The 22,248-nt window shown below is 32.7% G+C and carries 21 protein-coding genes; 17 read left to right on the top strand and 4 right to left on the bottom strand.

Translation table 11 applies throughout. From position 1 onward, the window contains the following. Positions 1-306 precede the first annotated feature (306 nt). Positions 307-711, bottom strand: coding sequence for a T9SS type A sorting domain-containing protein (locus B0A75_RS15430; protein ID WP_089055177.1), 405 nt, complete (start codon positions 709-711; stop codon positions 307-309). Positions 712-1,149: 438 nt separating this feature from the next. On the opposite strand from B0A75_RS15430, the gene B0A75_RS15425 reads away from it, so the two are divergent. The 3 genes from B0A75_RS15425 (at position 1,150) to B0A75_RS15415 (ending at position 3,762) form a co-directional block, all read left to right on the top strand. Further along, positions 1,150-2,022 carry an AraC family transcriptional regulator gene (locus tag B0A75_RS15425; RefSeq protein WP_089055176.1) on the top strand — a complete coding sequence of 291 codons (873 nt, stop codon included), beginning with the start codon at positions 1,150-1,152 and terminating at the stop codon, positions 2,020-2,022. A gap of 267 nt (positions 2,023-2,289) precedes the next feature. Beyond that, positions 2,290-3,159, top strand: coding sequence for an alpha/beta hydrolase (locus B0A75_RS15420; protein WP_089055249.1), 870 nt, complete (start codon positions 2,290-2,292; stop codon positions 3,157-3,159). A gap of 84 nt (positions 3,160-3,243) precedes the next feature. Next, positions 3,244-3,762, top strand: coding sequence for a hypothetical protein (locus tag B0A75_RS15415; RefSeq protein WP_089055175.1), 519 nt, complete (start codon positions 3,244-3,246; stop codon positions 3,760-3,762). A gap of 70 nt (positions 3,763-3,832) precedes the next feature. Here B0A75_RS15415 and B0A75_RS15410 read toward each other — a convergent pair whose 3' ends face one another. Both B0A75_RS15410 and B0A75_RS15405 read right to left on the bottom strand, forming a co-directional pair. Further along, positions 3,833-4,801: a TerC family protein gene (locus B0A75_RS15410; protein WP_089055174.1), complete on the bottom strand. Its 969-nt coding sequence runs from the start codon at positions 4,799-4,801 to the stop codon at positions 3,833-3,835. Between the two features lie 322 nt (positions 4,802-5,123). After that, positions 5,124-6,140: a glutamine synthetase beta-grasp domain-containing protein gene (locus B0A75_RS15405; RefSeq protein ID WP_089055173.1), complete on the bottom strand. Its 1,017-nt coding sequence runs from the start codon at positions 6,138-6,140 to the stop codon at positions 5,124-5,126. 426 nt (positions 6,141-6,566) lie between these two features. Between B0A75_RS15405 and B0A75_RS15400 the strand changes: the two genes are divergently transcribed. The 11 genes from B0A75_RS15400 (at position 6,567) to B0A75_RS15350 (ending at position 17,596) form a co-directional block, all read left to right on the top strand. Beyond that, positions 6,567-8,756, top strand: a complete 2,190-nt coding sequence (locus B0A75_RS15400; RefSeq protein ID WP_089055172.1) for a glutamine synthetase III family protein — start codon at positions 6,567-6,569, stop codon at positions 8,754-8,756. Between the two features lie 395 nt (positions 8,757-9,151). After that, the gene (locus B0A75_RS15395) at positions 9,152-9,775 is read left to right on the top strand and encodes a hypothetical protein (RefSeq protein ID WP_089055171.1); all 624 of its coding nucleotides are present in this window, start codon (positions 9,152-9,154) and stop codon (positions 9,773-9,775) included. Between the two features lie 86 nt (positions 9,776-9,861). Further along, the gene (locus tag B0A75_RS15390; protein ID WP_089055170.1) at positions 9,862-10,338 is read left to right on the top strand and encodes a hypothetical protein; all 477 of its coding nucleotides are present in this window, start codon (positions 9,862-9,864) and stop codon (positions 10,336-10,338) included. 4 nt (positions 10,339-10,342) lie between these two features. Further along, positions 10,343-11,077, top strand: coding sequence for a curli production assembly/transport protein CsgE (locus B0A75_RS20725; protein ID WP_233207102.1), 735 nt, complete (start codon positions 10,343-10,345; stop codon positions 11,075-11,077). A gap of 65 nt (positions 11,078-11,142) precedes the next feature. Beyond that, positions 11,143-11,616: a curli assembly protein CsgF gene (locus B0A75_RS15380; RefSeq protein ID WP_089055169.1), complete on the top strand. Its 474-nt coding sequence runs from the start codon at positions 11,143-11,145 to the stop codon at positions 11,614-11,616. A gap of 66 nt (positions 11,617-11,682) precedes the next feature. Continuing rightward, the gene (locus B0A75_RS15375) at positions 11,683-13,056 is read left to right on the top strand and encodes a CsgG/HfaB family protein (protein WP_089055168.1); all 1,374 of its coding nucleotides are present in this window, start codon (positions 11,683-11,685) and stop codon (positions 13,054-13,056) included. Between the two features lie 83 nt (positions 13,057-13,139). Next, positions 13,140-14,618, top strand: coding sequence for a carboxypeptidase regulatory-like domain-containing protein (locus B0A75_RS15370; RefSeq protein WP_244284410.1), 1,479 nt, complete (start codon positions 13,140-13,142; stop codon positions 14,616-14,618). A 150-nt stretch (positions 14,619-14,768) separates the two neighbouring features. Continuing rightward, entirely contained in the window at positions 14,769-15,947 is a 1,179-nt protein-coding gene (locus B0A75_RS15365) for an AIR synthase related protein (RefSeq protein WP_089055167.1), read from the top strand. A 100-nt stretch (positions 15,948-16,047) separates the two neighbouring features. Further along, a complete protein-coding gene (locus B0A75_RS15360) occupies positions 16,048-16,404 on the top strand; it encodes a hypothetical protein (RefSeq protein WP_089055166.1) in 357 nt (118 codons plus the stop codon). Between the two features lie 24 nt (positions 16,405-16,428). Further along, positions 16,429-17,040 (top strand): hypothetical protein, encoded by a 612-nt coding sequence (locus B0A75_RS15355; protein ID WP_089055165.1) that lies wholly within the window; start codon positions 16,429-16,431, stop codon positions 17,038-17,040. Beyond that, a complete protein-coding gene (locus B0A75_RS15350) occupies positions 16,991-17,596 on the top strand; it encodes a GNAT family N-acetyltransferase (RefSeq protein ID WP_089055164.1) in 606 nt (201 codons plus the stop codon). Before B0A75_RS15355 ends, B0A75_RS15350 begins: the two co-directional genes overlap by 50 nt. Positions 17,597-17,610: 14 nt before the next feature. Here the strand turns inward: B0A75_RS15350 and B0A75_RS15345 are convergent, their stop codons facing one another. Then, a complete protein-coding gene (locus B0A75_RS15345; protein WP_089055163.1) occupies positions 17,611-18,231 on the bottom strand; it encodes a M949_RS01915 family surface polysaccharide biosynthesis protein in 621 nt (206 codons plus the stop codon). A gap of 524 nt (positions 18,232-18,755) precedes the next feature. Here B0A75_RS15345 and B0A75_RS20410 point away from each other — a divergent pair. The 3 genes from B0A75_RS20410 (at position 18,756) to B0A75_RS15330 (ending at position 22,231) form a co-directional block, all read left to right on the top strand. Next, the gene (locus tag B0A75_RS20410) at positions 18,756-19,013 is read left to right on the top strand and encodes a hypothetical protein (protein ID WP_123872383.1); all 258 of its coding nucleotides are present in this window, start codon (positions 18,756-18,758) and stop codon (positions 19,011-19,013) included. Positions 19,014-19,235: 222 nt separating this feature from the next. Next, entirely contained in the window at positions 19,236-21,566 is a 2,331-nt protein-coding gene (locus tag B0A75_RS15335) for a GH92 family glycosyl hydrolase (RefSeq protein ID WP_089055246.1), read from the top strand. A gap of 221 nt (positions 21,567-21,787) precedes the next feature. Next, a complete protein-coding gene (locus B0A75_RS15330; protein ID WP_089055161.1) occupies positions 21,788-22,231 on the top strand; it encodes a hypothetical protein in 444 nt (147 codons plus the stop codon). Positions 22,232-22,248: the final 17 nt, after the last annotated feature.

The raw sequence follows: 22,248 nt of genomic DNA, 5'->3' as shown, positions 1-22,248 counted from the left end.
TCATTTACGAAACCGTTATAGGTTAAATTTTGCGTTATTTGTTACGTTTTGGTTAATTCACTTGTTATTACTTAATGTTTTGTTTAAAATAAGATAGAGTTGATTTGCTGGAGTTTCGTAGAAAAATGATCTTCATAAAACTCTTTACATACTTTGCGGTTAAGTTTTAGCGGTTAAAATCTTAGTATAATAAAGGACAAAAAAAAACAGCTCAATAACCACAAAGAGCTGTTTCTAAAACTTACGTTTTTTAACTTTACTAACTATCTAACCTCATTTTTATACTGTATGAGAGTATAAACTTTTTTAGCGTATTGCTACGCTTGTATTTTTTGCAGAAGAATCTGATTTGTATACTGCCGAAATTGCTTTTGATGATAATGTTGTAAAATCATCGTTTACGATAATTTCATATCTCACTTTTTTAGAATTGTCTTCAACTTCTAAAAAGTAAGTTCCGTTTGGAAAATCTTGTAAATCAAAAGTTCTTAAAATTCCATCTTTACCAGCAGCATTTTCAGAGTAGAACAAATTTCCTTCTTTATCGTATATTGCTAATTTTGCTTTTTGAACTTGGTTAAGACCAAAAGTGATCATTTTTCCGTTTTTCAATACATGAAGATTAAAGTCCTCATTTCCATCAATTGCATAAGTACTGAATCCTGATAAAAGTACTGCACATACTAAACTTAATTTTAAAATCGCTTTCATAGTATTTCGTTTTAAATTGTTATCACTAATTTTCTGATGTAAAATTACTTCAGTGGCGCCTATTTTTTATTTACTCTATTTTCCAATTTATGTGCTATATTCTCATTTACGAAACCGATATAGGTTAAAATTTGAATTATTGTAGGTGTTTTTGTTAATTCAGTTGTTATTTTTTAATGATTTAAGATTGTTAATATTTTTTACAAACTCCTGTATTCTTACAAAAAATACCAGATGACCATAAAAACGTTTGATTAAATACGATTTTAGAAAAAAAACATTCAGAAAAATATCAGTTATGAAAAAAATGACGATTTTCTCCTGTTTTCGAACTGTATTTTTATACAAAATCCTCAATTACGAAACCGTTATAGGTTAAAATTTAAATTATTTTAGGTGATTTTGTTAAATTTGCTATTATTTTTTAAAGATTTTATCATGAAGACAATTGCCCCAGCTCTTGAAGTGATAACTAGCTCATACGGAAGTTCTTTTACCTATACTAAACACGCCGAAAAGACCAATAGCAAAGCTCATTTATGGCATTATCATCCAGAAATTGAGTTGGTTTATATAAACGGCGGGGCAGGAAAAAGACAAATAGGAAGCCACGTTTCTTATTACACAAATGGCAGTTTGATTCTGATAGGCTCTAATTTACCGCATTGCGGTTTTACAAATGAAAATACGGGAAATACAAACGAAACAGTCATTCATATTAAACCTGAATTTTTAGGAAATGACTTTTTTGTAGTTCCAGAGATGAAGAAAATCCAAAATATTTTAAGTCAGTCTAAAGGCGGAATTGCTTTTGGCGGTGAGACTAAAAAACAAATTGGAAAGAAAATAGAAATGATGGAACATCAGCTTCCGTTTGAGCGTTTGCTTACACTTTTGAGTGTTTTGGATGAACTTGAATCTTCTGAAGAATACACCATTTTAAATGCTGATGGTTTTTCGTTGGAGCTTCAAACACAAGACAGCGATCGTATGAATATGATTTTTAATTATGTAAAAGATCATTTTCAAGAATCGATTGCTATTGACGAAGTTTCGAATTTGGTGAGTATGACCACGCCTTCATTTTGTCGTTATTTCAAAAAGATTTCAAATAAAACATTTACAGAGTTTGTGAATGAATATCGTTTGGTTCATGCTTCAAAATTATTGGCCGAAAAAGCAATCAGTATAAATGAAGTCTGCTACGAAAGCGGTTTTAATAATTTCAGTCACTTTAGTAAATCATTTAAACAATATACTGGTAAAAGTGCCTCGCAATATCGTCACGAGCATAAAATTATAATTAGTTAGGTTTTTGAATGATAAATTTTTTGCCACGAATTACACGAATTAACACGAATTTTTAATTTTAGTTTTTACTTTAACAAAGTTTAAAACTTTGTCAAAGTTTCATTCTTGAAAATTCGTGTAATTGCTTCGCCTGTTCGCTATCGCTCGGGTCGTGGCAACAAAAGAAAATAACCCCATAAATCCGATTAGTGAAAAGCTGGTCGGATTTTTCATATAATTATTTTGAAAAAAGGTATATTTACATTCCTTAATCGAAAAATGATAAAAATGAAAAACTTTAAAATTTGGGTATTTGCCGTTTTTTTATGTGTTTCGTCAATGTCGTACGCGGCAAAAGTAGACACGCTGCAAATTGCCAGCGCAGCCATGAGTAAAACGTACAAAACGGCTGTAGTTTTGCCCAATTCATATGCTAAAAGTAAATCGGCTTTTCCGGTAATGTATTTGCTGCATGGCGCTTACGGACATTTTGGTGATTGGTTAAAAAATACTCCAAATAAAAAATTAGTTCAAAATTTATCAGATCAATACAATATAATTATTGTAATGCCAGAGGGCGAAACGTTTAGTTTTTATCTAGACAGCCCTGTAAATCCAGGAAGTCAGTTTGAAACTTTTATTACGCAGGAAGTAATTCAAAAAGTGGATAAAACATATAAAACCATAAGCAATAGAAACGGAAGAGTAATAACAGGACTTTCTATGGGCGGGCATGGAGCTTTGTATTTGTCGGCCAAACATCCTGATTTGTTTTGTGCTGCAGGCAGTATGAGCGGGGCAATAGATATGAGTACAATGCTTAATCGCGAATCTTCGGCACAAGTGGTAAAATTGATGCAGCCCGTTTTTGGAGACAAAAGCGATAATTCGGCATTGTATGCACAGCACGCCGTTATGGGAATGCTGGATAAAATAAAAGACAATAAACTGCCGTTAATAATTGATTGTGGTGTTGATGATTTTTTAATTGAACCTAATAGAGAATTGCATCGCAGAATGGTTTACGATAAAATAGAACATGATTATACAGAGCGTCCGGGAGCACATACTTGGGAATATTGGGAAAATTCGCTGCCGTATCATGTGTTATTTTTTAATAAAATACTGCTTAAAAATCAGGTTGTTGCAAAAAAATAAACAAAAATCTCGTTTCAAAGCCAACTAAAAACTTTTTTTGGTTTGGTTTTTGGGATACCTTTATAAATCTAAAAAATATAAATTATGAAAAAGATACTTACCCTTTTTGCGGTTGTTGGATTAATCGCTTTTACAAGTTGTGAAGGACCAGAAGGGCCTCCGGGAAGAGATGCGTTAATGCCTGAAGCATTTGAAATTAGTAATGTTAATTTAGGTAGGGTTGCTGATAACGAGTATAATTTAAAAAGTACTTTTAAATTTGAAATTGGGGATAATTTATTTGATGATGAAACTGTTTTGATTTATAGATTAACAGGTATTATTAACCCAACTACTCCAGTTTGGCAATTACTACCTAGAACAATTTATTTTAATGATGGAAATGAGTTGGATTATGATTATGATTTTAGTAAAATCGATTTTATTATAACTGCTAGAGGAACTTATAATTTGTTAAACAAACCAGAGTATATTCAAAATCAAACTTTTAGAGTTGTAATTATTCCATCTGATTTAGCTAAGACTGTTAATACGAATAATTTTTCAGAAGTAATGTCTGCAGCAAAATTGAATGAAAGCCAAATTCAAGAGATTAAAATCTAGTATTAGAATTATAAAAAAAAGGAAATCATAAAGATTTCCTTTTTTTTATGTCTATATTTTTTGAAAAGTATTATTCTTCGCTACTATCAGTAAGTTCTTTTTCTTTACCAAATTTAAGAGAAACCATAATTCCAACTAAAAGTGAAAGTGCAATAAATCCTAAAGAAGCCCATTCTGGTACGTGGATAAAATCGTGCAGTAACATTTTTAATCCCACAAAGGCTAAAATAGCAACTAAGCTGTATTCTAAATAACTGAATTTCGCTAGCATATTAGCTAAGAAAAAGTACATAGAACGCAGTCCAAGAATAGCAAAAATATTAGAGCTGAATACTAAAAACGGATCAGATGTAATGGCTAGAATGGCGGGAACACTGTCAACAGCAAATAAAACATCCATTACTTCAATTACAATCAAAGCAACAAATAATGGTGTTGCAGCTCTTTTTGCGGTTTTTGTTGAAATGAAAAACTTTTCGCCTTCCATATGAGAAGTAATCGGAATAATTTTTCCTAATGCTTTGTAAACGAACGAATCTTTAGGCTGAAAATCTTCGTCTTCACCTGAAAACAACATTTTTATCGCTGTAAATAATAAGAAAGCTCCAAATAAATAGGTTGTCCAAGTAAACTTATTGATCAACATTACTCCGAAGAAAATCATTAGACCACGGAAAACAATTGCGCCTAAAATTCCCCAGAATAATACGCGGTGCTGGTATTTTTGCGGAATTTTGAAGGAAGCAAAAATAATAGCAATTACAAAAATGTTATCTACACTTAAGGATAACTCAATTAAGTAACCGGTAATGAATTTCATTGCGGCTACAGCTGGTTTTAGATTATCAGGGTTTTCGATATAGTCTGTAGTGTACAGCCAATAAATAACTCCTGAAAAAAGAAAAGATAAAGTAACCCAAATTAAGGTCCATTTGCTGGCTTCTTTGGTGCTGATGATATGGGGTGTTTTATTGAATACACCTAAATCTAAAGCAAGAATAAAAATTACGGCTAACAAAAAGAAAGTCCAGACTATCATGATGAATTTTTTAAATGATGTACAAAGATAAGTTTTGAAGTTTAACTTGGAAATTAATTATTGAAAAGTTAATGGTGAATTTTATGGAAAGAATGTGTTTGCAAAACCTGTTGCTCTAATTTGTGTTTATACACAAAGTTTGTCATTTCGAAGAATGAGAAATCACACTAGAAATTCCGTACAAAAACTCTTCAATCTGTGTCGATCAACGAGTGTGATTTCTCCCTTCGATCGAAATGACAAGATTGTGTAAACGGATTAATAAATAAAAAAAGTGCCAACAATTACGAAGGCACTTTTAGAATATAATGTAAGCTTTGAATTATAGCGCTGAGTTAACAGTTTTGATAATTCTAGCAGCAATTTTGTATGGATCTCCGTTTGAAGCTGGTCTTCTGTCTTCCAACCATCCTTTCCATCCTTTTTGAACAGTCATTAAAGGAATTCTGATAGAACATCCTCTGTCTGAAACTCCATAAGAGAAATCGTGAATAGAAGCAGTTTCGTGTTTACCAGTTAAACGTTGGTCATTGTAAGCACCATAAACAGCGATATGCTCAGCAGTAACAGGACGGAAAGCCTCACAAATTCTTTCGTAAGTAGCTTGGTCTCCACATGATCTTAATACTTCGTTAGAGAAGTTAGCATGCATACCTGAACCATTCCAGTCTGTATCTCCAAGTGGTTTTGGGTGGTATTCAATATAGTAACCATATTTTTCAGTCAAACGATCTAATAAGTAACGAGCAACCCAAATTTCGTCTCCAGCTTTTTTAGCACCTTTAGCGAATAATTGGAATTCCCATTGTCCGCAGGCAACCTCTTGGTTAATACCTTCAAAGTTAATTCCGGCAGCGATACATAAATCAGCATGTTCTTCTACTAATTTTCTTCCGTGAGTGTTTTTTCCACCTACAGAGCAGTAGTACATACCTTGTGGAGCAGGATAACCTCCAACAGGGAAACCTAATGGCAATAAAGTTTTAGTATCCATGATGAAATACTCTTGTTCAAAACCAAACCAGAAATCATCATTATCATCATCAATTGTAGCTCTTCCGTTAGATGGATGTGGAGTTCCGTCAGCAAACATAACTTCACACATTACTAAATATCCGTTAATACGAGTTGGATCAGGGTAAATTGCAACAGGAACTAATAAACAGTCAGAAGATCCACCTTCAGCTTGTCTTGTTGACGAACCATCAAATGACCAATTTCCAAGTTCTTCTAATGTTCCTTTGAAATTTTCATGCTCTTCAACTTTAGTTTTACTTCTAAGATTTTGAGTTGGCTCGTATCCATCTAACCAAATATACTCTAACTTAATTTTAGCCATAATAATATAAATTTGTTTTTTTGTTTTTTCGCTGGGTCAAATATAGATTTATTTTTTTACTCCTAAAAATTAGGGGGCTATTTTGTTTATCTGACTATAATTTTTTTGAGAAGCGCAATTTTGAGAGGGGTATATTTTTAAAAAAGCAATTTTTAACGCCTTAAAAAAATAAATTCGTAATAATTTGGGGCTCTTTTTGAATTTTAAGGTTAAGGAATTATGAAAAAATGTTTATTTATTAGGTAATACTATTGTTTTTTGTTAGAATTCTATACAACAGATTCATTATTCTTTGAAAAAAGTATCTTCTGTTGAGAAATTGTTTTTCAAAATTCTCCAATTTATGTTTAAAACAGGGAATTTTATTGTTTATATTTGCCGATCATTTTTTAATGAAAATTAGTACGAATTTTTAAAATTATATACATGTCAACATTACGTTTCCAAGCTTTGCAAGAAGCTTCTACAAGAAAGCCGGTACATTTTGAAGAGATTGGTAGAAAATCAAATCTTTTTGGTTCAAATGTGTTTAATGAAAAAGCCATGAAGCAATATTTAACTTCAGATGCTTTAAAAGGAGTAAGGGATGCTATTCAGCATGGAACTAAAATCGAAAGAAAACTGGCAGATTATATTGCCATGGGAATGAAAGAGTGGGCGTTGGCAAAAGGTGTTACACATTATACACATTGGTTTCAGCCTCTTACAGGAACAACTGCTGAAAAACATGATGCTTTTTTTGAAACTTCGTATGATGGCAGCGATCCTGTAGAAAAATTTGGAGGCGCACAATTAGTACAACAAGAGCCAGATGCTTCAAGTTTTCCGAATGGCGGAATCAGAAATACTTTTGAAGCCAGAGGTTATACAGCTTGGGATCCAACTTCGCCAGCTTTTATATATGGAACAACTTTATGTATCCCGACAGTATTTATTGCTTATACAGGAGAAGCTTTAGATAATAAGATACCTTTATTAAGAGCTTTATCTGCAATTGATGAAGCAGCTACTGAAGTTTGTAAATATTTTGATAAAAATGTAAAAAAAGTAACAGCTACTTTAGGTTGGGAGCAAGAGTATTTCTTGATTGATAAAGCTTTGGCAAATTCTCGTCCTGATTTAATGATGACTGGAAGAACTTTATTAGGACATACTTCGGCAAAAGGGCAGCAGTTAGATGATCATTACTTCGGATCTATTCCAACTCGTGCTCTTACTTATATGAGAGATTTAGAGCAGGAATGTATGCTTTTAGGAATTCCTGTAAAAACACGTCATAATGAGGTTGCGCCAAATCAGTTTGAACTTGCGCCTATTTTTGAAGAAACAAATCTGGCTGTAGATCATAACTCTTTATTAATGGATGTTATGCAGAAGGTCGCAGAACGTCATGATTTTAAAGTTTTATTTCATGAAAAACCTTTTAAAGGAGTAAACGGTTCAGGAAAACACAATAACTGGTCGCTGGCAACAGATACAGGAGTTAATTTATTGAGTCCGAGTAAAACACCAATGAGCAATTTACAGTTTTTGACTTTCTTTATTAATACAATTAAAGCGGTTAATGATAACGAAACTTTACTTCGTGCTTCTATAGCTACAGCAAGCAACGATCATAGATTAGGTGCAAATGAAGCACCGCCGGCAATTATGTCTGTATTTATTGGAGCGCAGTTAACAAAAGTATTGTCTGAATTAGAAAGTGTAACAACTGGAAAATTATCTCCAGAAGAAAAAACAGATCTAAAATTAAATGTAGTTGGTAAAATTCCAGACGTACTATTAGATAATACAGACAGAAACAGAACTTCGCCTTTTGCATTTACAGGAAATAAATGGGAGTTTAGAGCTGTTGGTTCAAATTCTAACTGTTCTAACGCAATGACAACGTTAAATGCTATTGTGGCAAAACAATTAATCGACTTTAAAAATGAAGTAGAAACTTTGATCGAGTCTAAAGACATGAAAAAAGACGACGCTATTTTTAATGTTTTAAGAGAATACATTAAGCAGTCTAAAAAAATACTTTTTGAAGGCGACGGTTATAGTGAAGCTTGGGAAAAAGAAGCTGGAAAAAGAGGTTTAAGTAATTTTAAAACTACTCCGGAGGCTATTAAAGCTAAAGTTTCTAAGCAAGCTTTGGACTTATTTTCTGAACTAGGTATTTTTAATCATGTTGAAGCTGAAGCGCGCTACGAAATAGAATTAGAAGAATACACTAAGAAAATTCAGATTGAAGGAAGAGTTTTAGGCGATATCGCTAGAAATCATGTTATTCCTACTGCAATACGTTATCAAAATACTTTGATTGAGAATGTAAAAGGTTTAAAAGAGATTTTTGGAAAAGAATTTGAAACGATTGCAAAAGAGCAGATTATTTTAATAAAAGAAATTTCAGGTCATATAGAAGGAATCAATTCTAAAGTATTGGCAATGACAAACGAAAGAAAGAAAGCAAATCAATTGACCGATGCACAAAAAATGGCAGAAGCTTATTGCGATAAGGTAAAACCTTATTTCGAAGACATTCGTAACCATTGCGATAAACTGGAGCTTTTGGTTGATGATGAAAGCTGGACATTAACCAAATACAGAGAATTGTTGTTTACTAAATAACTTTCATTAACATTAAGTTAAAGCCTGTCTGTAAAAAGACAGGCTTTTTTTGTGATTATGTTAATATAACTGTTTCAGGTTTGAAATATATCTTTTGTTTTGGCATAAATGTAAGGAAAATGTAAAAAGTAACTTTTTTCTTATTAAGAAAAAAAACAAATACAGCAGTTCGTCGTTATAGTTTTGCATTTCATCGAAAACAGATTAAGATCTTGTAAAATACGTATTTATACCTGTTTTGATTATCGAGAAGTTTTCTAATTTTGAATATGAAAATGAGAGAATTAGCAGAAAAAACTATTCTCAAATGATGGTTAAAATCCCCCAGATTTTCTCCCCAAATTGCATATACCTACATAATAATTTGTATTAATAACCAATTAAATATATTTATTATGAAAAAAGTAATTTTAAGCATCTCCGCGATGCTATTTGCAGGTGTAGCGTTCGCTCAAGGTAATGTGAGTGATGTAGATCAGTTAGGTTTGTTAAATGGTGCATTGGTAATCCAAGTGGGATCATCAAACAATTCAGATGTTGATCAAATAGGTATTGCAAACGTTGCAATTGTTGGACAATACGGAGATGATAATGAGTCTAGTGTTGCACAATTAGGAGCAGGAAACGTTGCTGTAGTAACTCAAATTGGAGACGACAACAGTTCAACTATCGCACAAGGAATCTGGGTTGGAAACTTAGCAGTTACTACTCAAATCGGAGCTTACAACAATTCTGATGTATTACAAGTAGGTAACTTTAATACAGCTACTACTACTCAATTCGGAGCACTTAATAATTCAACAACATTGCAATTTGGAAATGACAATACTGCAGAAACTACTCAAGTAGGTTTCTTCAACAATGCCGCTACATTGCAATTAGGATGGGATAACTACTCTAGCATTGAACAATATGGAATTGGAAACTTTGCAGCAACTGCTCAATTTGGAAATGACCACATTAGTACAGTTACTCAAACTGGATTCCTAAACGGAAGTATAGTAATCCAATCTAACTAAATAGAACCAAGAAAAGGAAGAATTTGATTTATTAAGTTCTTCCTTTTTTTTTTCTTAGAATTCTCTTTTACCACAATACCACAATTATGAAACGTTTTGCCACTTATATTTTCCTATTCATTACAGGAATTTTATTCTCTCAATCAATTGATGGGAATAGAAGTGATTACGTTTTAAATGAAATGAACAATCGCAATCAAAATCAAATAAACCAATACATTAAAAGCAGAAATATTGTAACGGTTTCGCAAATTGGAAATTACAATCAGGCCAATTTAACCATCATCAGTAATAATGCAAATGTAACCGCTCAGCAAACAGGCAATACCAACTATATGAATGTTTATAAAAAAGCTGAGGAAATCAATCAATCCTACACACAGACAGGCAACAATAATTATATAAGCGATTATTCCTTGTACACAAGAGGAGTCGCTTCAATGTCAATAAATCAGAACGGCAGTAATTTAACGGTTTTTAATTCGGGTTCAAATTCTATATCTAAAGATTTGATTATTAATCAATCTGGAAATTCAGGAACAATATTTATATTCAATCGTTAGAATTATGAAAAAGTATTGGAACATAGGAATTGTTTTTTTTGCCCTTTTTTTTTCTGAATCAGGATTCTCGCAGGTAGTTTATAAAGAAGTAAAAGCTAAGATAGAAGTAAAAGAAATTGAAAACCTTCTTGCTATTACTGGAACCGTAGAGAATTTAAAATCTGAGTTCAAGAATATCTCGTATAAGTTGACAGTATTCAAAAAAAGCAAATCAGGTTCAAATAAATCAAATAACGGACAAGACGGCAGAGTCACATTAGAACCCATTCAAAAAGTTGAGCTTTCAAAAACACAGGTCAATTTTACAAAAGAGGATGAGATCATAATACTGTTATTAATTTATGATGAAAATAATGCCATTATAGGTAAAGATAGAGTTGTTTTTGGAGATGAAAAAGAATCAGATTCCGGAAAAGCTATTCCACAAGACGGAATCGAAATGATTGGAATTGTTGCTAATGACACTAAAACAAAACTGGGAAATGACTTTTACGATTATTTTTATTCGCAATATTCGAAATTAAAGATCAATACCAGTAAAATCGTAACAGTTCAAGAGGAATTGACTTTTGGACGCACAACAAAAATTACGATTTTAGTGGATGGTGAAATAATTGAAGAATTTATTTCGCGTCCAGATGAAGATTTTTTAAAATATATGGCTGATACAGCCGCTTCAAAAGCATTTAAATATTTTAAGGATCTCGAAAAGCAAAGCAAAATTATAACTCAATACTAAAATTGAGGAACGTTTTGTGTCAAGAAGAGTTGTGTTTTTAATGTAGGAAATAAAATTATATCAATATGAAAACTTTAGCTTTACTAGTGTGTTTAGCAGGTTTTAGTGCGGTTTCAAATGCACAAGATCTAGCTTATAAACCTATTAATCCTGCTTTTAGTGGTGGCGATACTTTTAATTATCAGTGGCTGCTTAGTTCTGCCCAAGCGCAAAATGATTATAAAGAAGATCCAACCTCTGGATACAAGCAGCAGACTGATTTGGAACGTTTTAAAAGTACTTTAAATAATCAGCTGCTAAACAGGATTTCAAATTCGTTATTCGATGATCAATTTGGATCAGCAACAGGTTCCGGAACAGGAACGGGGACAGGCACAGGTACTGGTACTGGAACAGGAACTGGCGGCGGACTAAAACCAGGAACATATGTCTTTGGAACACTGTCTGTAGATATTTATAATTCTAATTTAGGAATGGTAGTAGATATTTTAGATATCGATACAGGCGAACAAACGCAAGTAATTATACCAGCTCGATAGATTCTGGCTCCTTGTTTTTTTTCTTATACGTCAATTAGGTTCATGTTTTACTGTAAATAACTTATTATGAATAAAAGTCCCCTTTTTATACTTTTAATAACTTGCCTATTCTCAGGATGTGGAGCTTATTTTAACCAGCCAGTAGGAGTTCAAAAGGCAGTATTTGGAGAAAATACTCCTGCAACTACCGCATTAGTCGATATGCCTAAACCTAAAGAACAAATTGTTGTTGGGGTTTACAAATTTAAAGATCAGACTGGGCAGTATAAAGCTACTGAGTTAGGAAGTACTTTTAGTACCGCGGTTACTCAAGGTGCAACTTCGATTTTAATTAAAGCGCTGGAAGACTCTAAGTGGTTTATACCTATAGAGCGTGAAAATCTAGGTAACCTTTTAAATGAACGAAATATTATCCGTTCGACACGTCAGGAATATGCCTCAAAAACAGAAGCGAATGAAGCCGTTTTAACGCCGCTTTTATTTGCAGGCGTTTTGCTTGAGGGTGGAATTATTTCTTATGATACTAATATTATTACAGGTGGTTTTGGTGCAAGATACTTTGGTGCGGGTGGTTCTACTCGTTACAGACAAGATCGTGTAACAGTATATTTAAGGTTAGTTTCAACTTCTAACGGAAAAATCTTAAATACGGTTTATGTTTCTAAAACTATTTTGTCTCAAAGTGTAGATGCGAGTTTATTTCGATATGTAAATCTAAACCGACTTTTAGAAGTAGAGACCGGTTTTACTCGAAACGAACCTATTCAATTAGCAGTAACAGAAGCAATCGAAAAAGCTGTTGAAGGTCTTATTGTAGACGGAATTAAAGATAAACTATGGGAAGTAAATGCTCCTCAGAATAAAATTGATGCTTTTGTCGCTGAATATGATAAAGAAAAAAGCGAAGCCGATTTAGCCCAATTATACAATAGAAATTTGAGTGAAAGAAGAGCCCGTTTTGGATTGGAAGCTTCGGGAGGAGTTGCCTTAATGCAGGGTGATTATGCAAATCCAGTTCCGAAACCACTGATTAGAGGTGCGGCAAAATTTTTCTTTACACCAACATTTGCTTTAAGTGCATCGTCAAATGCATTTTGGCTGGCAAACAAAAATAAACTCGATGCAGGATATCTTTCCTTAGATCTCAATTTAGAATGTTTAATCTTGCCTCGTGATGTATTTACCCCTTATATTTTTGCTGGAACTGGGGTTGAGTTCAATAAAAAATACGAAAACATAGCTAGTAAAGTTCAGTTTGGCGGCGGAGTCGAATATCTCGCAACAAATTATCTGGGAATAAAAGCCTTTGGCGAGTTTAATGTTCCCTTTAGTGATAATGTAGATTATTTAGTCAGCGGCGTTCGAGATGATTACTACTGGCGGTTTGGTTTAGGATTGACCTATTATTTCCCAAAAAGTTATAAGTACAAGAAGAAATAATAAAACCTCGTGATATTTCCAGGTTCTTTTTAAAATGATTACAGGAGTAAATACAATGTAAGTTTAATAAAATTATGTCTCAAATGAAAATAGGATTAAAAATTTTGGCGTGCTTTATTCTTTTGATGTCTTGTAGTGAAGAACAAGTTGACGACACAGGAACAGCAGTAGTAAAAGGAAGAGTTGTTGATATTCGAACCTACGAAGGGATCGCAAATGCCCGAGTTTTATCGAGCCCAACAACAAGCACTGTATTCTCAGATAAAGATGGTTACTTTATTATGGAAAAAGTACCAGTAGGAAAATATTCTTTTCAAGCGCAGAAAGATGGATTTATCGCCAGATTTCAACCCGCAACAGTTGAAAAAGATGTGCCGGTAGAAATTATTTTTGAGTTAGAAGTATCTACAGCAAATAATAAACCGCCTGAAATTCCTACGCTTACAGCTCCTTTGGATAATGCTACTTCTCAGGCTTTAAGTTTAGATTTAACTTGGACCTCGACTGATCCAGAAAAAGATCCAATGACGTTTCAAGTTACCGTTAAAAACGGAACGACTGATGAAGTTAAAACGTATTCTGATCTTAAGGCTACAACTTTAAAAATTACAGGTTTAGATTATAGTACAAAATACTATTGGCAAGTATCGGCAAATGACGGAATCAATAAACCTACAAATAGTGCAATAACCTCTTTTACAACATTAGCATTTCCAAATCCGAGATATTTGTATGTTAAAAAGGTAAAAAATAATAATGTTATTTATACCGCAGATGAAGCAGGAAATGAGCTTCAGTTATCACCATCATCAATTAATAGTTACAGACCGAGAAAAAATTTAAGTATCAATCGAATTGCTTACATAAGTTCTGACGGTTCATTAAATCAAATTTTTACTATGAATCCTGATGGTACAGATGTGAAAAAAGTGACCAACTTTATTCCAATCGCTGGATTTAATATGGATCATGTTAATTATTGCTGGAGCACAAACGGAAGACAGATAATTTATCCTAATTTTGATCAGCTCCTTCGTATAGACTCAGATGGTTCAGGTTTAGTTCAGATATTTAAAACTCCTAATGGTAAGTTTATATCAGAGTGCGAATGGAGTCAGGACGGCAGTCAGATTGTACTAAAAGTAAATGACGCCTCAGGTTATAATGTCGAAATATATGCTATAAATATGGCTGGAGATGTATTGTATCAAATACTTTCAGGCGAAAAAGGTGCTGCAAGCGGTCTTGGTATTACGATCGATAATAGTAAAGTAGTTTATACCAAAGATGTTTCTGGTTTCGAAAATTCAACTTACAGACGATTAGATTCTAGAATATTTATTTACACAGTAGCAACAAATACTTCGGCAGAATTAGACACTCAAAAAGAGAATGGTTTTAATGATTTAGACGTTAAATTCTCACCAAACGAAGCAAAAGTCATCTTTGTTAATACGTCGAATGATGGATTATCTGCTAAAAACATTCAAACAGCAAGTATATCTGATAGTTCAACAAGGACAACTCTATTCCAAAACGCAGCGATGCCGGATTGGAAATAACTTAAAAGACCAATTTTTTCAAAATAGTTAATCAGGGGAAATCGGCAGAAATTATATTCTGCCGATTTTTTTGTGAATCATATAATCGAATAAGTCAAAGAATTAAAAAAAGGGATTATCTTTGCACCACATCAACACAAACTAATTTTCATGAGTTCAGATTCTAGCAAAAGATATGCACAAAGAGGTGTTTCGGCATCAAAAGAAGACGTACATAACGCTATAAAAAATATTGACAAAGGCTTGTTTCCACAGGCATTTTGTAAAATTGTACCAGATTACTTAACGCAAGATTCAGAGCATTGCTTGATTATGCATGCTGATGGAGCGGGTACAAAATCATCTTTGGCCTATATGTACTGGAAAGAAACTGGAGATATTTCAGTTTGGAAAGGCATTGCTCAAGATGCTTTAATTATGAATATTGACGATTTATTATGTGTTGGAGCTACAGATAATATTTTGCTTTCCTCTACAATTGGAAGAAACAAAAATTTAATTCCTGCTGAAGTTATTTCGGCAATTATAAACGGAACAGAAGAATTAATTAACGAATTAAAATCATTTGGAGTAACTATTCACTCAACAGGTGGTGAAACTGCAGATGTTGGAGATGTTGTACGCACAATAATTGTAGACTCGACAGTTACGGCTCGTATGAAACGCAGCGATGTTGTAGATAATGCTAATATTAAAGCTGGTGATGTAATTGTTGGTTTAGCCTCTTTTGGGCAGGCAGCTTACGAAAAAGGATATAACGGCGGAATGGGAAGCAACGGTTTGACTTCTGCACGTCATGATGTTTTCGGGAAATATTTGGCTAAAAAATATCCAGAAAGTTACGATGCGGCAGTTCCAGAAGAATTAATTTATTCAGGTCAGGTTAGTTTAACTGATGAAGTTGAAAACAGTCCAATAAATGCAGGTCAATTAGTACTTTCTCCAACGAGAACGTATGCACCAATTATCAAGAAAATTTTAGATAAATATACACCAAATGACATTCACGGAATGGTGCATTGCAGCGGAGGTGCTCAAACTAAAATTTTACATTTCGTAAAAGATTTACACATTATAAAAGACAATTTATTTCCAGTCCCGCCATTGTTCAAGTTAATTCAAGAACAGTCAAAAACAGATTGGAAAGAAATGTATCAAGTTTTCAACTGCGGTCACCGTATGGAAATTTATGTTCCTGAGAATATTGCACAAGATATTATTGCCATTTCGAAATCATTTAATGTTGATGCACAAATCGTAGGTAGAGTAGAAGCAGCTGATGCTAAAAAACTAACAATTACCAGCGAATACGGAACATTCGAATATTAAAATAATTCACCATATAAGTGATATAAGTTCATTTTAGTTACTTTTTCAAGCGATTTTAATATGAACTTATATCACTTATATGTTTTAAAAACACTTCATTATGTACGAACTGCTTTTTTGGAGATATTTAGACGAAATTTACCTAAACCATCATGAGGTTTACGAAGCTCTTGTTGAAAAAGAAGGAGTTATCGGCCTGGAGAAACTTCCTGTTGAGGTAATTATAAATCGCATTAATTCTGTTTTTTCAAAATGGGAAAGAATTGATGAAAACAGTTGGAAAAATAACGCAGGAAAAGGAGCTTTCCAAGTTATTACGACTCCGCAAAGTGTCAAAATAGATTGTTATGGCACCGAAGGAAAAACTATGAACCAATTGGTCGATTTGATGCTGGAATTTAAATGTCCGCTTTATGATCCGCAAGTTCCGGAGCGTTATGACGAAATGAGTGAATAAGTTTCATTTATTGTAAAAAGGGAGATGAGAAAAGTACTCGTTTTTGTTTGTTGTATTCTTTTAAGTATTATTGCGTCTTCGCTTTTTGGTGTTTTACACAATCAGTTCACATACACAATTTCTGATGAATTTTTCACACAAGTTTTGTTTGAAAGATTTGGTTTTGTAGAATATGGCAGAAATACTCCAAGACTAACTGCTTCAATAATTGGCGTGTGGTCTGTTTGGTGGATTGGTTTATTTACTGGACTTATCTTTGGTTTTGTTGGATTCTTTAGTTCTAATACAAAAGAAATGATAAGAAGTATTACAGGTGTAATTATTATAATGTTGATTACAACAGTAATAATTGGTTTATTAGGATTATGTTACGGGTTTTTAGGTTTTTCGAATTTAGAGTCAAATTGTTGCTTTCCTCTTCAAATTAAAAATGTAAAAAATCTAATTTCAGTTTCAGAAATGCATAGTTTTAGTTACGCAGGTGGAGGAATAGGGGCTGTGATTGCGGTTTTATGGCAAATCAAAAAAATCAAAAACAAAGTTCGAATTAATTATATCTCCTTGAAAATTTATAAAAAAGCAAACCATGACTGTTTCCAATTTTTCTTTTACAAATACTTTAATTTTAGAGGATGAGGTCGTTTTATTGCGATCACTTCAAGAATCAGATGTCGAAAATTTATTAGAAATATCGATTAATGAACCTGAAACATGGAAATATTCGTTAATTGGTGCTGATGGTAAAGAAAATTTGATCAAATACATTCAGTCCGCTGTAAAAGCGAGAGAAAATCAAAAAGAATTCCCTTTTATAGTTTTTGATAAAAAAGCTCAAAAATATGCAGGTTCAACACGTTTTTACGATATTAATCTCGAGTATAAAACACTTCAATTGGGCTATACTTGGTACGGTTCTGCTTTTAGAGGAACAGGACTTAATAAACACTGCAAGTTTTTACTGCTTCAATTTGCTTTTGAAACTTTAGGAATGGAGCGCGTAGAATTTCGTGCAGACAATAATAACGAAAGAAGTGTGGCCGCAATGAAAAGTATTGGCTGTAAAGTTGAAGGCGTTTTGCGCAGTCATATGCCAACAGCAAACAGCACTGTTCGCCGTGATTCTATTGTTTTGAGTATTTTAAGAAACGAATGGTTTGATGGGGTAAAAGAAAATCTAAAACAAAAGTTATAATTTTAGTTTACCTTTTATCCATCCTTCAATAATAAATTTTGCTCTTTTCTTATTTTGATTACTAATTGATCGATATAAGTTTTTGTTTTCTGTGGTAATAAATTCCAATTTGAATCCTTTTTAAAGCTTCTGCAATAATCTAAATCACATTCTACAGCACGAATAACATACTTTTTGTTGTTGTAAACTGTAATAATTTTTACACGTCTTATTTCATCGTATTCCGTTCTTGTTCCGTAAACAATTACAGGGTCTATATATCCGTCGTCGTCAAGATCTTTTGTGCTGCAATATTTTGTCCAGAACCAAATATTGGTTTCTTTAGGATCGTAGTCTTCAAGTAAATCGTTAATTCTCCATTTTTCTAAAAATCCCCCGTGATCATTAAGTACGCAAATAGCTTTTATTTTTGTATTTAAAGTGTCTTTCGATATCACTTTCTGATTTTCGGCTAAAATCAATTCGTAAACACCGCCTTTGTCTTTATATTCAAATGCTCTATAGATTGGGAAATCTGAAAGTTGGTTTAGTTCCTTTTGAATTATTTGTTCTTTTGATAATCTGCTGCTTTCAGCCTTTTGAGAGAAACTAAAAAGAGAGTTTAAAACAAAGAATATAAAGAATATTTTTTTCATACATTGATTTTTATAAAAAGTAAAGATATCTAGATGAAGTTAGAATAAAGACAAATATTTCATAGAAATTTGCTATCCAACGCAGCTCTAATTATTTGTCATATTTACATTTAACTCGTTGAGTGCAAACAATATTAATTTTATTGATAATTCTAAAGATTAAGGTAGTAGAATTGACGTTGAATAAAATGAATTTTTTGGAGAAAGAATAATATATTTGAATAAATTAAGATTATTTGCAAATGAGCATTCAAAAAATTCCTTTAACAAAAGAAGAAAAAGTTATTCTTAAGAGCAGATTTAGAACACATGTTTTTGCAATTATTTTTGTAGTTCTTCCTGTGTGCATTTTGCTATTTTGTATAATTGAGAGTTTAATTGATCAAATTTTGTTGTCTAATTATGATTTCATGTTTTTTTTCGGATCTGTATTTGTAATTTTCCCCTCCTTTTTTTTTATCAAATACGTTGTGCCTTTTTACACAGAATCTTATAAAAACAGTAAGCAAGAAAATAAGTGGGTAATGAAAACACGTGTTTTAAATATCAAAACAAATTATCATAAAAGCACAACAGGACTTGGTTTTAATAAAATCAAAAAGTTAAATGCTGTTGATGAATTTACAACAGACCTTGGTTTCAGTATTAATTCAAATAATACATTTATTGGTAATCCAAAAAATAGTTTGCAAAACGCAATTGTAACTATTGGTTCAATGTTAGAAATTCATTGTCTCGATGACAATTGTACTCAAATTTTAGTTTTTAAGAAAATTGAATAATACCAGTATCAAATTTTAAAACCAGAAACAGGTCTGCTTTTTTTAAAGGATTTTATTTTTAAAATTTCCCTTCATGTTTCTTTTCAATACTTGATTTAAATTCTAAGTTACAGTTCAATGAACTTTTAATTTTGAATAATTACCCCAACGGATCACCATTACTTTAAATGAAAATTCGCTTATCAAAAAGTAATGAAATTAATAAATAAGAAAAACTATAAAATGACTAAAATAAACTTCAAAAATTGTCTTTTCGGAATATCAATTTTGCTGCTCGTTTTTTCCAACACTATAAACGCACAAAAGAAAGCAAGTGGAAAAAATCTTATTCAGTATGTAGATCCAATGATAGGAACTGCAAAAATGGGACACACTTACCCAGGCGCGACAGTTCCTTTTGGAAGCGTACAATTAAGCCCCGAAACCGATACGATTGCTTACAGTTTAAACGGAAAATATAATGGAGAAGTTTATAAATATTGTGCCGGCTATCAGTATGAAGACAAAACGATTGTAGGTTTCAGTCATACTCATTTCAGCGGAACTGGGCATTCAGATTTAGGTGATTTTTTAATTATGCCGACAACAGGAAAATTGCAATTAAATCCAGGTATTGCATCAAAACCTTTATCGGGCTATAGATCGGCATTTTCTCATTCGACAGAAAAAGCAGAGCCGGCTTATTACAGTGTTTTTTTAGAAGATCATAAAATAAAAGCAGAACTTACAGCAACAACTCGTGTTGGAATGCACCAATACACTTTTCCTAAATCTGATGAAGCACATATAATTCTAGATTTGACATCTGGGATTTACAATTATGATAAAAAAAATGTCTGGACTTTTGTTCGTATAGAAAATGATACTTTGATAACAGGATATCGTCAGACAAATGGATGGGCGAGAACCAGAACGGTTTACTTTGCTATGTCTTTCAATAAACCAATTAAAAGTTATGGACAGGCAGCACAAGAAAAAAGTGTGTACAGAGGTTTTTGGGGGAGATTTGATCAAACGAAAAACTTCCCAGAAATGGCAGGTCAGAACCTAAAATTGTTTTTTGATTTTGATACGAATGAAGGTGAAAAAATCAAAATAAAAATGGCTTTATCTCCTGTTAGTTCCGCTGGAGCATTAGAAAACATGAAAAGAGAAACACCTGATTGGGATTTTGAAAAAGTAAAAAGACAAAGTCAGGACGTTTGGAATAAAGAATTGAATAAGGTTCAGATTGAAACCATTCAAAAAGAAGATTTGGTTAATTTTTATACCGCAATGTATCATGCATTTTTGGGACCAACCGAGTATATGGATTTAGATGGAAATTACAAAGGTTTAGACATGAATGTTCACAAAGCCGAAAATTTCACCAATTATACCAGTTATTCACTTTGGGATACTTATCGTGCTTTACATCCGTTATTTAATATTGTGCAGCCAAAAAGAAATGCTGATATGGTAAGTTCAATGCTGGCACATTCAGATCAAAGCGTTCATAAGATGCTTCCAATCTGGTCGCATTATGCAAACGAAAATTGGTGTATGATTGGATATCATTCTGTTTCAGTTATAGCAGATGCAATTGTAAAAGGAAATATTAGTTTTGATGCTGAAAAAGCGCTTCAGGCTTGTGTAAATACTGCAAAAGTGCCGTATTATGATGGTTTAGAATTTTACATGAATAAAGGATATGTTCCAGAAGACAAAAGCGGGGCTTCGGTTTCTAAAACTTTAGAATATGCTTATGATGACTGGGCGATTGCGCAAGCTGCAAAGAAATTAGGAAAAACAGAAATTTACAATGAATTTATCAATAGATCGAAAAATTATAAAAACGTCTATGATGAAAAAACAGGTTTCATGCGTCCGAAATTAAACGATGGAACCTTTAAGAAAGAGTTTGATCCCCTTGACACGCACGGCCAAGGTTTTATTGAAGGAAATTCTTGGAATTACAGCTTGTACGTTCCGCAAGATCCTGCTGATATGATTAAATTGATGGGCGGAAATGAGAAGTTTAAAGTTCGTTTAGATTCGTTATTCAACATGCATCTTCCGGACAAATATTTTGAGAATACAGAAGACATTACAAGAGAAGGAATAATTGGGAATTATGTTCACGGAAATGAGCCTTCACATCACGTTGTGTACTTGTACAATTGGACAGATGCTCCGTGGAAAGCTCAAGATAAAATTAGAATGATCTTGAAAAAAATGTACAGAAATGGTGCTGATGGTTTAGGAGGAAATGATGATTTCGGACAAATGAGTGCTTGGTATATTTTTAGCAGTTTAGGATTTTATCCAGTTGCTCCAGGTTCTGATGAATATGCATTAGGAAGTCCATTGCTGAAAAATGCTGTCATAAATTTAGAAAACGGAAAAACTTTCGAAGTAGAAACCGTAAACCAATCTGATAAAAATGTATTTGTGAGTAAAGTTCTGCTTAACGGAAAACAATTAGAAAGACCGTTTTTAAAACATGCTGATGTTATAAATGGCGGGAAGATTACATTTTATATGAGTTCAAAACCGAATAAGAAACAATATTAAAATTAGTTTTATGTTTGTCACCCTGAGCGTAGTCGAAGGGTTTTTATAACGAAAATGGGCTTCGACTATGCTCAGCCTGGCAGAAAAGATTGCTCAGCCTGACAGAAGTTAATAAATGAGCCAAACGGTGTAATATTAAAATTCGTGAAAATTTGTGTAATTCGTGGCGGAACAACAAAAAAGTTCCCGAAATTTGCATTTCAAATATTAGAAAAATCATTATGAAAATAAATTTAAAATCAGGAATTGATAAACTGCTTTTCGGGATGAAGCAGAACGATGTAACAGCAGCTTTAGGAAAACCTGATAAAAACTATAACGACGAAGATGATAATGTAATTTTTGTATATAATGCATACAAAATGCGATTGACATTTTATCAAGAAGAAGACTTGAAATTAGGTTACATAGTGGCTTCTAGTAATGATTTAGAAGTTTTTGGCTTCAAGTTAATCGGAAGAAAAATTGCTGATGTAAAGAAAGATTTTGCTGCAAAAGGAATAACAAAATATACTCAAGAAACTTTTGATACGTTTGAAAATTATTTCAATGAAGACAATTGGTTTATTCTTCAAACAGAATTTGACGAAGTGGTGAAATTCGAAATTGGAGCAATCATCAATGATAAAGATGAATTTGCTTGGAAATTTCCAGTGAAGAAATAAACTCTTTTTTGTCAGGC

This window comes from Flavobacterium oncorhynchi, from assembly GCF_002217355.1.
GTDB classification, from domain to species: Bacteria; Bacteroidota; Bacteroidia; order Flavobacteriales; family Flavobacteriaceae; genus Flavobacterium; species Flavobacterium oncorhynchi.
Note: the sequence above shows the minus strand (reverse complement) of the source record. Positions and strands in the feature narration are given on the sequence as shown.

Coding starts and splice junctions, on each gene's coding strand:
- B0A75_RS15410 (WP_089055174.1), bottom strand. CDS start 4,801: ATGATAGTCTGGACTTTCTTTTTGTTAGCCGTAATTTTTATTCTTGCT.
- B0A75_RS15370 (WP_244284410.1), top strand. CDS start 13,140: ATGAAAATAGGATTAAAAATTTTGGCGTGCTTTATTCTTTTGATGTCT.
- B0A75_RS15365 (WP_089055167.1), top strand. CDS start 14,769: ATGAGTTCAGATTCTAGCAAAAGATATGCACAAAGAGGTGTTTCGGCA.
- B0A75_RS15415 (WP_089055175.1), top strand. CDS start 3,244: ATGAAAAAGATACTTACCCTTTTTGCGGTTGTTGGATTAATCGCTTTT.
- B0A75_RS15345 (WP_089055163.1), bottom strand. CDS start 18,231: ATGAAAAAAATATTCTTTATATTCTTTGTTTTAAACTCTCTTTTTAGT.
- B0A75_RS15380 (WP_089055169.1), top strand. CDS start 11,143: ATGAAAACTTTAGCTTTACTAGTGTGTTTAGCAGGTTTTAGTGCGGTT.
- B0A75_RS15390 (WP_089055170.1), top strand. CDS start 9,862: ATGAAACGTTTTGCCACTTATATTTTCCTATTCATTACAGGAATTTTA.
- B0A75_RS15335 (WP_089055246.1), top strand. CDS start 19,236: ATGACTAAAATAAACTTCAAAAATTGTCTTTTCGGAATATCAATTTTG.
- B0A75_RS15330 (WP_089055161.1), top strand. CDS start 21,788: ATGAAAATAAATTTAAAATCAGGAATTGATAAACTGCTTTTCGGGATG.
- B0A75_RS15420 (WP_089055249.1), top strand. CDS start 2,290: ATGAAAAACTTTAAAATTTGGGTATTTGCCGTTTTTTTATGTGTTTCG.
- B0A75_RS15405 (WP_089055173.1), bottom strand. CDS start 6,140: ATGGCTAAAATTAAGTTAGAGTATATTTGGTTAGATGGATACGAGCCA.
- B0A75_RS15425 (WP_089055176.1), top strand. CDS start 1,150: ATGAAGACAATTGCCCCAGCTCTTGAAGTGATAACTAGCTCATACGGA.
- B0A75_RS15355 (WP_089055165.1), top strand. CDS start 16,429: ATGAGAAAAGTACTCGTTTTTGTTTGTTGTATTCTTTTAAGTATTATT.
- B0A75_RS20725 (WP_233207102.1), top strand. CDS start 10,343: ATGAAAAAGTATTGGAACATAGGAATTGTTTTTTTTGCCCTTTTTTTT.
- B0A75_RS15395 (WP_089055171.1), top strand. CDS start 9,152: ATGAAAAAAGTAATTTTAAGCATCTCCGCGATGCTATTTGCAGGTGTA.
- B0A75_RS15360 (WP_089055166.1), top strand. CDS start 16,048: ATGTACGAACTGCTTTTTTGGAGATATTTAGACGAAATTTACCTAAAC.
- B0A75_RS15430 (WP_089055177.1), bottom strand. CDS start 711: ATGAAAGCGATTTTAAAATTAAGTTTAGTATGTGCAGTACTTTTATCA.
- B0A75_RS15350 (WP_089055164.1), top strand. CDS start 16,991: ATGACTGTTTCCAATTTTTCTTTTACAAATACTTTAATTTTAGAGGAT.
- B0A75_RS20410 (WP_123872383.1), top strand. CDS start 18,756: ATGAAAACACGTGTTTTAAATATCAAAACAAATTATCATAAAAGCACA.
- B0A75_RS15375 (WP_089055168.1), top strand. CDS start 11,683: ATGAATAAAAGTCCCCTTTTTATACTTTTAATAACTTGCCTATTCTCA.
- B0A75_RS15400 (WP_089055172.1), top strand. CDS start 6,567: ATGTCAACATTACGTTTCCAAGCTTTGCAAGAAGCTTCTACAAGAAAG.